Genomic DNA, 13308 nt, shown 5'->3' on the forward strand with positions numbered 1-13308 from the left:
AAAGCCAGCAGCTGATGACCGCTCGCGACAAAAAACCTGTGTAAGATTGATGCGCTTTTTTCCAGCAACGCTCCAGTCAACGAGCTCTATCCCGCATGTCACCGGCCGCGCCTTCCCCTTCTCTGATTCAGGCATTGCGGACCGAAACCGCTGAGCTGCACGTCGCCCTGGAAAAACGCTTGCCGTTTTTCTCCGAACAGCTGGACCTCGACCTGTACCGGCGCCTGATGGCGGCCTACTACGGTTTTTATAAGCCGCTGGAACAGCGACTTCATGTCCTGACGCTGACACCGACCGGGCTGGACCAATCCCTGCGGGTCAAACTCCCCGTACTGCAGGCGGACCTCACGGCACTGGGCATGGGTGACCAGGCTATCGAGGCACTGCCCACCTGCCGGGACCTGCCGCAGATCGACTCCCGTGCCGCCGCCCTCGGGGTCTCCTATGTGCTGGAAGGCGCAACCCTCGGCGGGCAGATCCTTCGGCGCAGGGTGGCCGAACAGCTCGGTCTTGACGCCTCCAGCGGCGCGGCGTTTCTCAATGTGTATGGCGAACTCACTGGCCGGCGCTGGAAGGACTTCCTTCAATATCTGGGCGACAGGAACCTTGGCGACGCCCAAACGCTCGAAGTCACACGCGCCGCCAAAGCGACGTTTACTCATTTTGAACACTGGCTGGACAGCCAGAAGGTATTGTTATGACCCCGGAAAACCAGGAAGCCTTCGAAGAACTGCTGGCCAATTGTGCAGACGAACCGATTCGCTTCCCCGGGGCTATCCAGCCTCATGGCGTGCTACTGACGCTGTCCGAACCCGACTTCGTCATCCGACAGGTCAGCGCCAACGTATTGCAACTGATGGGGCACGATCCTTACGGTCTCCCCGGCCAGACGCTGGACACACTGTTCGGGCAGCAGCAGGCCCAAGCCGTCCTCAAGGCCTGTCGCGCCGATGCGGACGGCGACAACGCGCCCGTGGAGATTGTCGTGAACCAGCTGCGTTTTGACGCCCTGGTCCACCGCCATCAAGGCGCCCTGATCGTCGAACTGGAACAGCACATGAGCGACTACCGTCCCGAAGGTGTCAGCGGCGAAGCCAACCTGGGGCGCATGCTGCAACGCTTACAAGGCGCGAAAAGCCTTCAGGCCCTGTACGAAATCAGCGTTCGGGAAATTCAGGCCATGACCGGCTACGACCGGGTGTTGATCTATCGCTTCGAAGAAGAAGGCCACGGTCAGGTGATCGCCGAGGCCAGCGCACCGTCGATGGAACTCTATAAAGGCCTGTTTTTTCCAGCATCGGATATCCCTGAACAGGCCCGGGAGCTGTATCGCACCAACTGGCTGCGGATCATCCCCAACGCTGACTACACGCCGGTACCGCTGGTCCCGCAGGTGCGCCCCGACACTCAAACACCCCTGGACCTGAGCTTTTCCACCTTGCGCAGTGTCTCGCCGATCCACCGCCAATACATGAAAAACATGGGTGTGCTGTCGTCCATGAGCATTTCCCTGATGGAAGGCGACCGGCTGTGGGGCCTGATCAGTTGCGGCAACCGTCAACCCCTGCTCGTGCCCCATGAAATGCGCATGGCCTGCCAGACCATCGGCCAAGTGCTGTCGCTGCAGATCAGCGCGATGGAAGCACTGGAGCTGACCCGCCAACGGGACGCCAAGCTTGAGGACCTCAAGGTTCTCGCCACGGCCATGGCCGAGTCCAGCAACAATGTCTTTGACGGCTTGTCCCACGAACCCCAGCGGCTGATGGACCTGACCGGCGCCACCGGCGTCGCGATCCTTGAGGACAACAAGCTGCACCGCCATGGCCAGTGCCCGGAAGCGGAGCAGATCCGCGAGCTGCATAAATGGATGCTGGAGACCGGCCAGCCCGTTTTCTCCCACCACAACCTGAGCAGCGCATTCGCTCCGGCCCAGGCTTACCAGGACGTGGCCAGCGGTGTACTGGCTATCCACTTGCCCAAGCCTGTGGAAAATGGCGTGCTGTGGTTCCGCCCGGAGGTGAAACAAACCATTCAGTGGAGCGGCGACCCGCAAAAACCCTTGGACCTGGAAAGCAACGAGACAGGTTTGCGCTTGCGACCGCGGACGTCTTTTGAAATCTGGAAAGTCGAAATGGCCGGCATCAGCACCAAATGGACCCACGGCGATCTGTTTGCCGCCAACGACCTGCGCCGCTCGGCCCTGGAAAACGATCTGGCCCGGCAAGTGCACAAGGAGCGCCAGGCCGTGCAGGCGCGCGATGAACTGGTGGCGGTGGTGTCCCATGACCTGCGCAACCCGATGACAGTCATATCCATGCTCTGCGGCATGATGCAAAAGGCCTTCAGCTCCGACGGTTCCCATAGTTCCAAGCGAATTGCCTCGGCCATCGATACCATGCAACAGGCCGCCAGCCGCATGAACGTACTGCTCGAAGACCTGCTGGACACATCGCGCATCGACGCCGGGCGCTACACTATCAATCCCCAGCCGATGGACGTCAGCCAGATATTCGAAGACGCCTGCTCGCTGCTGACGCCGCTGGCAACCGCCAAGGCCATCAATATTTCGTTCCACGCCGAACCCAACCTCAAGATCAATGCCGACCCCGAACGGTTGTTCCAGGTGCTGTCGAACCTGATCGGAAATGCCATCAAGTTCACCCCCCAGCAAGGCAGCGTAGGCATCAGCGCGATGTCGGTGGGGGACGAGATCGTGTTCAGCGTTCGTGACACCGGCGAAGGAATCAAACCCGAGCAGTTGCCTCACGTGTTTGACCGCTACTGGACAGTCAAGGAAGGCAACCCGAACGGCACCGGGCTGGGGTTGTATATTTCCAAGGGGATTGTCCAGGCCCATGGCGGTAAACTGCACGCCGAAAGCCAGCCAGGCAAGGGCAGCGAATTCAGCTTTACCGTGCCGAAAATCAACTGAGCCGGGCATTGCCCCCTAACAAACTGGAAACCGAAGCCCAATGGCCTCACTGAACAAACAGCAAAAACGCGCCAAGCGTGCCAAAGACAAAGCCAAGCAACTGCGCATGAGCGGGCGTAAATCCATCCCCATGTATGGCGACCCGGCCCACGCCACCGCCCAGCCACCGGTCTATGTGCTGGAACTGTTCGCCAAGTTGCGCGAAGCCGAGGCCGTTGGCCGCAGTGAAATGCTCGATACCCTGCTCGCGTCCGTAAGCGAGATGATCAGCGAGCGCCCTGGCCTGCTGGACCTCAAGAGCGCCGAGAACGAAAGCATGGCAGCGACCAACCTGGCAGCCGACATGCTGGTGGATTACCGCATGTGGGCCGACGACATGGACCGCGAGACGGCGCAACGCTGGCTTAGCACCCCGGAGTTCATCAAGGACTTCAGCGAGGCGCTGGATCGTTATCGTCAGTCGATGGAGGAACCCGCCAGCGAATAAGTTGGCCGGTGACTCGTCATCACTGCCCGGAGAATAATCGGACCGATTAATTGTGCAGAAGGAAAAGCGCAACGGCACGCTCATCCGATTAACCCTTCCAACCCCCGGCCAAAGCTGGCACCATCGCGCCTTTTTTTACGCGACTCCCCGGGTTTTTTACCGGTAAACAGAGTTCTAACGGCCGTTCGGTTGTTGATGGCGCGACAGTCTGCTGCGCCGATGCGACAACCTGCCGCACATTCACGGTTTACCACCCGTAGCGCTGTTGGCTGCCATTCGGACGCTATGCTAGCTTGGCCGCCTCGCCAGGAAGGCCGCCAACAGCAAGGGAGCACACACCATGAGGAACGCACATGGCCCAGGCCACGCCCGCGCTTGAAATCCGCAACCTGCACAAACGCTACGGGAAGCTGGAGGTGCTCAAAGGCGTCTCGCTGACCGCCCGCGACGGCGATGTGATCTCGATCCTGGGTTCCTCCGGTTCCGGCAAATCAACATTTCTGCGCTGCATCAACCTGCTGGAAAATCCCAATCAGGGCCAGATCCTGGTGGCCGGCGAAGAACTCAAGCTCAAGGCCGCAAAAAACGGTGAACTGGTGGCCGCCGATGGCAAACAGATCAACCGCCTGCGCAGCGAAATCGGTTTTGTGTTTCAAAACTTCAACCTCTGGCCGCATATGAGCGTGCTCGACAACATCATCGAAGCCCCGCGCCGAGTGCTCGGCCAGAGCAAGGCCGAGGCCGTGGAAGTGGCCGAAGCCCTGCTGGCCAAGGTCGGCATCGCCGACAAGCGGCATGCCTACCCTGCCGAGCTGTCCGGCGGTCAGCAGCAGCGCGCCGCCATCGCCCGCACGCTGGCGATGCAGCCTAAAGTGATTCTGTTCGACGAACCCACCTCTGCCCTTGACCCGGAAATGGTCCAGGAAGTACTTAGTGTGATCCGCGCCCTGGCCGAAGAAGGCCGCACCATGCTGCTGGTGACCCATGAAATGGGCTTCGCCCGTCAGGTTTCCAGCGAAGTGGTGTTCCTTCATCAAGGCCTGGTCGAGGAGCAAGGATCGCCACAGCAGGTCTTCGAGAACCCGCTTTCGGCGCGCTGCAAACAATTCATGTCCAGCAACCGCTAACGGAGCAGTACATATGCAGACCTACAAGAAATTCCTCCTGGCCGCTGCCGCCAGCCTGGTCTTCTCGGCCAGCGCCATGGCCGCGGAAAAACTGAAGATGGGCATCGAAGCGGCCTACCCGCCGTTCAATAACAAAGATGCCAGCGGCAACGTGGTCGGCTTCGACAAGGACATTGGCGACGCCCTGTGCGCCAAGATGAAAGTCGAATGCAGCGTAGTGACCTCCGACTGGGACGGCATCATTCCGGCCCTGAACGCCAAGAAGTTCGACTTCCTGATCTCCTCGCTATCGATTACCGAGGAACGCAAGCAGGCCGTGGACTTCACCGAGCCGTACTACTCCAACAAACTGCAATTCATCGCGCCGAAGGCCACTACCGATTTCAAGACCGACAAGGCGTACCTGAGCGGCAAGACCATTGGCGCACAACGCGCAACGCTGGCCGGCACCTGGCTGGACGACCGCAACATGGAAGATGACTACAACATCAAGGTCACGCTCTACGACACTCAGGAAAACGCCTACCTCGATCTGCTCTCGGGCCGCGTTGACGCCATCCTGGCCGACAAATATGTGCAATACGAATGGCTCAAGAGCAAAGACGGCGCCGCCTATGAATTCAAAGGCGACCCGGTGGTGGAAAGCGACAAGATCGGCATCGCCGTGCGCAAGGGTGACGACGAACTGCGCAACAAGCTGAACGCCGCGCTCAAGGAAATCGTTGCCGACGGCACCTATAAAAAGATCAACGACAAGTACTTCCCGTTCAGCATCTATTGATACTGACGTGCCTGGCCGGCGCTGCTTCATTGCGGCGCCGGCCCTTAGCAAAGCCTGCCGCGATATGAACACACACCCATGATGATCGATCTCTACGGATTCGGCCCGGCGCTCGCCGCCGGCGCGCTGATGACCGTCAAACTGGCGCTCTCGGCCCTCTGCCTGGGGCTGGTGCTCGGCTTGCTCGGCGCCCTGGCCAAGACTTCCCCGTACAAGCCGCTGCAATGGCTGGGCGGCACTTATTCGACACTGGTTCGCGGCATTCCCGAATTGCTCTGGGTGCTGCTGATCTACTTTGGCACCGTCAACCTCATGCGTGCCCTGGGCGAATACTTCGGTAACCCGGACCTTTCCCTCAACGCCTTCGCCGCCGGCGTCATCGCCCTGGGCCTGTGCTTTGGCGCCTACGCCACGGAAGTATTTCGCGGCGCTATCCTGGCAATCCCCAAGGGCCATCGCGAAGCTGGCGTGGCGTTGGGCTTGTCCAAGTGGCGGATCTTCACCCGGCTGATCATGCCGCAGATGTGGCGCATCGCCCTGCCCGGGCTGGGTAACCTGTTCATGATCCTGATGAAAGACACGGCGCTGGTGTCGGTGATCGGCCTGGAAGAAATCATGCGGCACGCACAAATCGGCGTGACCGTGTCCAAGCAACCGTTCACCTTCTATATGGTGGCCGCGTTCATGTACCTGGGCCTTACCGTGCTCGCCATGATCGGCATGCATTTGCTGGAACGACGTGCCGCTCGCGGCTTTACCAGGAGCACCCAATGAACTGGGAAGTCATCATCAAGTGGCTGCCGAAACTGGCCCAGGGCGCGACACTGACCCTGGAGCTGGTGGCCATCGCCGTGATCGCCGGTCTGCTGCTGGCGATTCCGCTGGGCATCGCCCGCTCCTCACGCCTGTGGTACGTGCGGGCTTTACCCTACGCCTACATTTTCTTTTTCCGTGGCACGCCGTTATTGGTTCAGCTGTTTTTGGTCTACTACGGCCTGGCGCAGTTTGACGCCGTGCGTAGCAGCGCGCTGTGGCCGTACCTGCGGGATCCGTTCTGGTGCGCCACGGCCACCATGACCCTGCACACCGCCGCCTACATCGCCGAGATCCTGCGCGGCGCGATCCAGGCCATCCCTCGTGGTGAAATCGAGGCCGCGCGAGCCCTGGGCATGTCCCGACCCAAGGCGTTGTTCTACATCATCCTGCCGCGTGCAGCGCGCATCGGCCTGCCGGCCTACAGCAACGAAGTGATCCTGATGCTCAAGGCCAGCGCACTGGCGAGCACCGTGACCCTGCTGGAGCTCACCGGCATGGCGCGCACGATCATTGCCCGGACCTACCTGCCGGTGGAAATCTTCTTCGCGGCCGGCATGTTCTACCTGCTGATGGCGTTCGTGCTGGTGCAGGGCTTCAAACAGCTGGAGCGCTGGTTGCGCGTCGATGCCTGCCAAGGGCGCTGACCGCAGCGTGCTGACGGGCGAGGCGTTACTCGCCCGTTTCACCGCGCTGGATGCTTTTCTCACAACGCACCAGGCATTGTGGAAACCACGTCCGTTCACCCATCTGCAACTGCCCTGGGAAGGGTCCTACCCGGAACTGGCCCAATGGCTACGCCAACGTTCGCTGGAGGATGCAGAAAACGATCATCACCAACCCTGGCTGATTGAACATGCACCGACGCCATTTCCAGAGCTGGCAGCCATTTCCCATGCGTTGAGCACCGTCACAGAACTGCCGGGCAAAGAGCTCGAAGCCGCCGCCCATCGCCTCAGCGTCGACGTGCCAGGGCGTAAATGGCAGCAGATCGAAGCGTTCGCCAGCCGCCTGCACTTCGCTGCCAAACCGACCCACTGGCTCGATTGGTGCGCCGGCAAAGGTCACCTCGGCCGACGCTTGCTGCACGATGAACAACAACTGACGTGCCTGGAGTACGACCCAGCCCTGGTCGCCAGCGGCCAGCAACTGAGCCAACGCCACCGTCTGTCCGCCACGCACTTGCAGCAAGACGTGCTGGCACCAGAAGCAGCCCAGGCGATCCGCCCTGAGCACACGCCGGTAGCCCTGCACGCCTGCGGCGACCTGCATGTGCGGCTAATGCAATTGGCGAGCGCCGCTGGCTGCACGCAATTGGCAATCGCCCCGTGCTGCTACAACCGCATCCGTGCTGAACGTTATCAACCGCTGTCCGACGCCGCCAAGGCTTCGGGCCTACAGCTAACGCTCGATGATCTCAGCTTGCCAATGACCGAAACCGTCACCGCCGGCGCACGCACCCGACGGCAACGGGACCAGTCCATGGCCCGACGCCTGAGCTTTGACCTGCTGCAACGACAGATCCGGGGCAGCGACGACTATCTGCCCACCCCCTCGCTCCCCAGCGCCTGGCTGGAAAAATCCTTCATCCAGTACTGCACCGATCTGGCAGTCCTGAAAGACTTATCCACAGTCGGCTCGCCTGACTGGTCGGCACTGGAAGCGGCCGGTCATCAACGCCTGGCCGAAGTGCGCAACCTGGAACTGGTCCGAGGCCTTTTCCGACGGCCTCTGGAGCTGTGGTTGGTGCTGGATCGGGCGCTTTTCCTCAGCCAGAAAAACTACCACGTCCGCCTCGGCACCTTCTGCGAAACGCCCCTCACGCCACGAAATCTGATGTTGCTGGCCGAGCGTTACTGATACGACACAGCCTGTGGATAACTCTGTTGATGAAATAGTCCTGGATCCAATAAATCCGCGTTTTTCCTCTACGACCGAGGCTGGTCATTTTTTGTTCATATGGATAAAAAACCATTAAAACAGGCATTTGCGAGCAAACGAGAAAGCTGTCACAAAATCGCAAGATGGCAGCCGCCCCGCCCCGCCCGTTGTGCATAAGCGTTCAAGCAAAACGACATAACCGCCGAACTCAGTGCTCCCACACGCCAACAATTGCGCCCACCGCGCCCGTGCAGTACAACAGCCTTACGTATCGTGATTGACACAATGCCGACACACACAAGGACTGGCCGTGACGTTCATTTCCTACGCACAAAACTTCGAAGACATACGCCTGTGGCGCGCCCTTAAGTCGGAAAAGAACGGTTTTTACCTCGACGTCGGTGCCAACCATCCGACGGAAGATTCCGTGACCCGGGCGTTCTACGATCACGGCTGGCGCGGGATCAACATCGAACCGGTGCAGGCCTACTACGACGCTCTCTGTCAAGCGCGGCCCAACGACATCAACCTGCAATGCGTGGCCGGCGAAAACGCCGACAGCCTGACCTTCTACACCATCGCCGACACGGGCCTGTCCACCGTCGAAGCCAGCGTCGCCCAACAGCACCGCGACGCCGGCATGAACGTAAGCAAGCAGACTGTCCAGTCCCGCACCCTGACTTCGATCTGCGAGCAATACGCCCAGGACCGCCCCATCCACTTCCTGAAAATCGACGTCGAAGGCCACGAAGAAACCGTGCTGCGCGGCATGGACTTCACCCGCTGGCGCCCCTGGATCATCCTCATCGAAACCCCCTGGGCCCGCGACCAGACCTGGGAAAACCTGGTGACCGACGCCGGCTACCAGTCCATCCTGTTCGACGGCCTCAACACCTTTTACCTCGCCGAAGAACACTTGGCGCTCAAACCGGCTTTCGACATCCCGCCGTGCAACCTCGACGAGTTCCAGTTCTGCAAAGGCCACAAATTCAGCCACCCCCTCAGCGAACCCGACCAGCAACTCACCGCCGCCCTGCAACGCGCCGAACGGGCCGAAGCCCAACTCCATGCCCTACAAAACAGCCGCACCTGGCGAACCTTGCAGAAAGTACGCAACCTCGTGCGCCGCGCCTGAGTCGAGGGCCTGCAAAAATAGTCAGAATTCAGGGGTTTACAGAACGCACCCAATCGCTATAATCGTCGCCCACACGCCGGTATAGCTCAGTTGGTAGAGCAACTGACTTGTAATCAGTAGGTCCCGGGTTCGACTCCTGGTGCCGGCACCATACAAAATGAAGCCCTCGCAGAAATGCGAGGGCTTTGTTGTTTCTGTACATCCACTTTCTGTCCACACACTGAACTCTGTGGGAGCGAGCCTGCTCGCGATGAGGCCATCACCACCACCGACACTCTGCCATACAGACGCAAGCTCGCTCCGTCCGCCCCAGATGCGTTAATCCCGGACACACAATTTCTCGCCCCGCCAGCATGACGCCACGATTGTCCCCTATCCAATCGACCGTTACCCTCCAACTGTCGCTGCCACCAAGTTCAAATATGCGGGCCAGGTCCTACCCTACGACCATAAGCATCGGTCGAGTACGGATAGGGCGTGCCCTATGAATTCAAAGACGCTCAGCAGTTGCTACAGGATTTTTTCGCAGACGTTGACCGTGTGTTGGAGCAGGTGAAGAAATGAAAACACTAAAGATTGGCATCATGTCGCAAGCGCAGATGCGTGCGCGTGTATTGGCGATTGCCTGTGGCGAGTACAAGCCCAAGGCAACCGAGCCCAAGATTTGGTTTCCGTCCATGAAGTCGCTGGCCGAGGTGCTGAGTGATGAAAACCGGGCGCTGCTCAAGCTCATCAAAGAAACTCAGCCGGAATCTCTGACCTCGTTGGCCGAGGCTACTGGGCGAAAGGTAAGCAACCTGTCGCGGACGCTAAAAACCATGTCTGGTTACGGGCTGGTTGAAATGAAGCGCGAGAATAATCACGTCAGGCCGATTGCCAAGGCCACAGAATTTCAAATCATCGCGGCCTGAGTTGCCAGGCAGACGCCCCCCGCACGACGGGGGGTTGCCAGGTACCTATTTGTAATTCGGGGACAGACCACGATTCCTAGCTTAAATGAATATGCAGACGCCAAATTAGTCGTGGTCTGTCCCCGTTTTACGTCAACTCCCCGAGTTTTTCTGACAGCTCGTCGCCCCGCGCTAGCATCAACCAATCGAGCGCGTTACTGCGCACGCATACAGTAGTTGTACAGCGATTGGTTCTCATCAATTTCGGACAGGCTTAATCTCTCAGGATACGGCGATGGCACTTGGCGCTCGATGACAAGGCCTTCCGAATGCAGAACCCCGAGGCGCACCGGGAAACGCTCCACGAGATGGCAGCCGCGTTGTTTGACGAAGGCCTGATCGACCAGCTTGAACGGTTCGAAATGAACGAGATGGCTGACGCCGCCTAACGGCACGCCGTTGAGGAGCTGCCGAACTCACCAGACCAATACCGAGGCGCATCGGCCTATAACGTCGTGCAGGTAAGTTTGAAGATAGCCCTGTCCGTGCAGGAAATGGGTTTGTGGCAAAGCCCTGGACGATTGGTTTTACGCTGAAAAAACATGAGTGCTCCTGTTAGGTGGACCTCGGACGATTTATCGAACTTTATAGCCACCATCCGCCCAGTCAGATTTGGCGAGCCGTCGAAGTGGTCTTGGATCGTTAGTAGCAGGGTCAAAGTACTGAGGCTCGTAACCGCTCGCGTCCATCATCTCATTTAGATCGCAAAAAAATGGTGGGATTGTTTTTTTAAACACATCCTCAGCGGATTCAATAGACTTAGAAACCAACATTCTATTTTCTGAGCTTTTGTAGTTTTTAGTATAAAAGCCTGACAACTCATCTAAAACCTCGGCAACATCTAATATTGCCGAATCAAGCAACTCAATCAAACCCTCTCCTGTCACATACAGCTGAGCAACAATCTCACCACCAACCTTTGAAACTTTAAATTTAAATGAACATATATCATTTAACCCCACACCACCCTCTCGCAATTTTTGCTTGTATGCAGCACTAAGAGCTTCGTAAGAGCGGTGAATAGCGATGACATTGAAATACGACATTTCGGCCATAATAACTTTCTGCAATACCTCAGCATTATTATGCCTAATCAAAGGTAGCGACACATCCTGATTTACCCTATCGGTAACTCCCGTATGCCCTAAAACTGAAGGCATATCGAGAAATCGAAGTTTGTGTGAAGCAAAGGGAATCACAATGGATTTTTTGAGTCCCCCAAGATCAAAAAGTTGAGATTGCAAGGCTAGAAAAGCCTGACGAATGAGTGCAACATCGCGATTTTCCTGCTCAACGCGTTGATTTTTCACTTGAAATTTGTAGGTAAAAAAGGAGCCTGCCGCAGCACCGGCAAAAGTCGACACGAGAGGTAGAATAATGCCACTCAAGATATCGATGCTCTTGCCATCAGCAGCCCCAAACAAAATTGTTGCATCACCATCGAATGCGCGGAAAATCAACATTAGGATCAGGACAGAAAATAGCCCCCCGAAAAATGCGCCAACTCCAACGGAAAACTTCATTTCGCTCCATCCTTGTAGATTTGGTAATTCGGGGACTTAGTAATTCGAGGACAGACCACGATTCCTAGCTTAAATTAATATGCAGGCGCCAATTTAATCGTGGCCGTTCCCGATTTTCTGTAGCTGGACGAATGGAAAACCCTAATCAGGTGGAACCAAACGATTGTGGACATCGTTGACTATCTAGGCAGACAAATCGATTTTCCGACGTCAACCCGAAAACGCAACCCTCCCCCTTAAGAGCGAGTAGCTGTTTCGGACAGACACTCTGATAACGAGTAAAAAACTTAGCTATAGCCGGTATCCGGATTACACCGAAACAAAACCTGAGGGAGACTCACAAAACTAACGAAATGTTTTTGACGATGCAAACTGCTTTAGCGAGTCGAACATCTTTTGCTCGTAAACTCCAGGAGAGAATGGCACAGAGTTCGAAGCATAAACTTCGCCACGAACATCGGACACAAATATTTTAGCAGGAGAAGCGTTACCCAAAAACGACTTAAAACGCTCCCTGTCGGCGGCAGTCATAGATTGAATCTCATCTGACTCAAACTTAATAACTTTATAAGACTGAGATTGCAAAGTAGCAGCTTCAGGAGAGCTGTCGTACCCACTCATTTTCATTGGGAAGTCCAGATAGTTCCCCTCCCCCAAATTCGCCCTAAAAAGAGCCTGGGGCTTAAGGGAAGTTGCGCCACTACCTTGATTCCCGACGGCACAGGTAACGACAAGCTTAGTTCTACTTGGCATAACAACCGACTTAAACTCCGACCATTGCTTACTTGCTTCCTTGTACTTGGAAAGCATACTATCTCTTTCCTTTCTTTTGGCCTCGAGCATTTCATTCACCCTAGACTTTAATTTTTCCAACATTTGACTCCCTGTTATTTCAGGAGCTTCCTTGGCAGATCGTGCGGAGCTCAGCAAAAACAAACTTCTCGGAAGCCCAGTAAGTTCATCATCTAGAGCATTTAAGCGCGCTTCAATTTCTTTGGCGTTTGCGCCAGAAATCGCGGCCCCAAGATTTTTTTCTGCCCTATCAATTTCTGTCGTAGCTGTAGCTATTTTGTTTTTATAGATTAGAAGTAAACGCTCTATTTCATCTGGGGAGTGTTCTCTACTAGCCCCGCTCAAGGATATGAAATCTTCATCTCCAACGAGAAATTTTAAAGCAGAAAGCTCCGGGAATTTTATGAGATCAACAGGCTGCGAGCTTGTAGCGCTAACCGCAGTGACTTCCAAGACCACATCTGGAGATTTAAAATCATGAAACTGACCAAGAAACACAAAAAAAACAACCACCACGCTCGCAAAAAATTGCCAAGTACCAATAAAAAAACTTTTCACCCAGCTCAGTCTAGATACAATCATCACTAACTCCATAGAACACTATAGATACAATGATATCATATTGACATCAAGCCATTAAAATATCAACTCCTCTTTAGACCGAGGAACTGGATGCGAACCCGAAAGGCAATTGTTTAAAATCGTATGAAAAATCATAGATATATCGAAATATCAGAAGAGTACCTTTCGCAAGGAATTTCGGGGACAGAATTTCGGGGACAGGCCATGATTTCATGGCTTAAATTAATAAGCTAAATTAATTTTGGTCTGTCCCTGACGGATCCCCGAATTTTCTTACGCAAAATCAAGAAGTTGGAATATTGAAG

General features: G+C 56.2%; 13 protein-coding genes and 1 tRNA gene. 12 read left to right on the forward strand and 2 right to left on the reverse strand.

The genetic code is table 11. The features are described 5' to 3' along the window. Window positions 1-95 precede the first annotated feature (95 nt). The 12 genes from MA884_RS05750 (at window position 96) to MA884_RS05805 (ending at window position 10495) form a co-directional block, all read left to right on the forward strand. Window positions 96-701: a biliverdin-producing heme oxygenase gene (locus tag MA884_RS05750; RefSeq protein ID WP_256229474.1), complete on the forward strand. Its 606-nt coding sequence runs from the start codon at window positions 96-98 to the stop codon at window positions 699-701. Then, entirely contained in the window at window positions 698-2932 is a 2235-nt protein-coding gene (locus MA884_RS05755) for an ATP-binding protein (RefSeq protein ID WP_256229475.1), read from the forward strand. Before MA884_RS05750 ends, MA884_RS05755 begins: the two co-directional genes overlap by 4 nt. 40 nt (window positions 2933-2972) lie before the next feature. Continuing rightward, a complete protein-coding gene (locus MA884_RS05760) occupies window positions 2973-3419 on the forward strand; it encodes a hypothetical protein (RefSeq protein WP_256229476.1) in 447 nt (148 codons plus the stop codon). Between the two features lie 353 nt (window positions 3420-3772). After that, the gene (locus tag MA884_RS05765; protein WP_092401369.1) at window positions 3773-4546 is read left to right on the forward strand and encodes an ABC transporter ATP-binding protein; all 774 of its coding nucleotides are present in this window, start codon (window positions 3773-3775) and stop codon (window positions 4544-4546) included. Between the two features lie 13 nt (window positions 4547-4559). After that, window positions 4560-5327: an ABC transporter substrate-binding protein gene (locus MA884_RS05770; RefSeq protein ID WP_256229477.1), complete on the forward strand. Its 768-nt coding sequence runs from the start codon at window positions 4560-4562 to the stop codon at window positions 5325-5327. Window positions 5328-5405: 78 nt separating this feature from the next. After that, the gene (locus MA884_RS05775; RefSeq protein ID WP_256229478.1) at window positions 5406-6101 is read left to right on the forward strand and encodes an ABC transporter permease; all 696 of its coding nucleotides are present in this window, start codon (window positions 5406-5408) and stop codon (window positions 6099-6101) included. Next, complete coding sequence (locus MA884_RS05780; RefSeq protein WP_256229479.1) at window positions 6098-6787, forward strand: ABC transporter permease; 690 nt, start codon at window positions 6098-6100, stop codon at window positions 6785-6787. Before MA884_RS05775 ends, MA884_RS05780 begins: the two co-directional genes overlap by 4 nt. After that, window positions 6768-8000, forward strand: a complete 1233-nt coding sequence (locus MA884_RS05785; protein WP_256229480.1) for a methyltransferase — start codon at window positions 6768-6770, stop codon at window positions 7998-8000. The genes MA884_RS05780 and MA884_RS05785 overlap by 20 nt, the downstream gene beginning before the upstream one ends. A gap of 331 nt (window positions 8001-8331) precedes the next feature. After that, on the forward strand, window positions 8332-9156 hold the full coding sequence (locus MA884_RS05790) for an FkbM family methyltransferase (RefSeq protein WP_256229481.1): 825 nt from the start codon (window positions 8332-8334) through the stop codon (window positions 9154-9156). Window positions 9157-9231: 75 nt separating this feature from the next. Then, window positions 9232-9307, forward strand: a tRNA-Thr gene (locus tag MA884_RS05795). A 409-nt stretch (window positions 9308-9716) separates the two neighbouring features. Further along, entirely contained in the window at window positions 9717-10067 is a 351-nt protein-coding gene (locus MA884_RS05800; protein ID WP_047226881.1) for a transcriptional regulator, read from the forward strand. Between the two features lie 281 nt (window positions 10068-10348). Beyond that, window positions 10349-10495: a hypothetical protein gene (locus MA884_RS05805; RefSeq protein ID WP_256229482.1), complete on the forward strand. Its 147-nt coding sequence runs from the start codon at window positions 10349-10351 to the stop codon at window positions 10493-10495. A gap of 186 nt (window positions 10496-10681) precedes the next feature. Here MA884_RS05805 and MA884_RS05810 read toward each other — a convergent pair whose 3' ends face one another. Then, entirely contained in the window at window positions 10682-11629 is a 948-nt protein-coding gene (locus tag MA884_RS05810; RefSeq protein ID WP_256229483.1) for a hypothetical protein, read from the reverse strand. A 345-nt stretch (window positions 11630-11974) separates the two neighbouring features. Next, the gene (locus tag MA884_RS05815; RefSeq protein ID WP_256229485.1) at window positions 11975-13003 is read right to left on the reverse strand and encodes a hypothetical protein; all 1029 of its coding nucleotides are present in this window, start codon (window positions 13001-13003) and stop codon (window positions 11975-11977) included. Window positions 13004-13308: the final 305 nt, after the last annotated feature.

This window comes from Pseudomonas sp. Q11, assembly GCF_024494355.1.
In the GTDB taxonomy this organism is placed as follows: domain Bacteria; phylum Pseudomonadota; class Gammaproteobacteria; order Pseudomonadales; family Pseudomonadaceae; genus Aquipseudomonas; species Aquipseudomonas hefeiensis.

Coding starts and splice junctions, on each gene's coding strand:
- MA884_RS05750 (WP_256229474.1), top strand. CDS start 96: ATGTCACCGGCCGCGCCTTCCCCTTCTCTGATTCAGGCATTGCGGACC.
- MA884_RS05755 (WP_256229475.1), top strand. CDS start 698: ATGACCCCGGAAAACCAGGAAGCCTTCGAAGAACTGCTGGCCAATTGT.
- MA884_RS05760 (WP_256229476.1), top strand. CDS start 2,973: ATGGCCTCACTGAACAAACAGCAAAAACGCGCCAAGCGTGCCAAAGAC.
- MA884_RS05765 (WP_092401369.1), top strand. CDS start 3,773: ATGGCCCAGGCCACGCCCGCGCTTGAAATCCGCAACCTGCACAAACGC.
- MA884_RS05770 (WP_256229477.1), top strand. CDS start 4,560: ATGCAGACCTACAAGAAATTCCTCCTGGCCGCTGCCGCCAGCCTGGTC.
- MA884_RS05775 (WP_256229478.1), top strand. CDS start 5,406: ATGATGATCGATCTCTACGGATTCGGCCCGGCGCTCGCCGCCGGCGCG.
- MA884_RS05780 (WP_256229479.1), top strand. CDS start 6,098: ATGAACTGGGAAGTCATCATCAAGTGGCTGCCGAAACTGGCCCAGGGC.
- MA884_RS05785 (WP_256229480.1), top strand. CDS start 6,768: ATGCCTGCCAAGGGCGCTGACCGCAGCGTGCTGACGGGCGAGGCGTTA.
- MA884_RS05800 (WP_047226881.1), top strand. CDS start 9,717: ATGAAAACACTAAAGATTGGCATCATGTCGCAAGCGCAGATGCGTGCG.
- MA884_RS05810 (WP_256229483.1), bottom strand. CDS start 11,629: ATGAAGTTTTCCGTTGGAGTTGGCGCATTTTTCGGGGGGCTATTTTCT.
- MA884_RS05815 (WP_256229485.1), bottom strand. CDS start 13,003: ATGATTGTATCTAGACTGAGCTGGGTGAAAAGTTTTTTTATTGGTACT.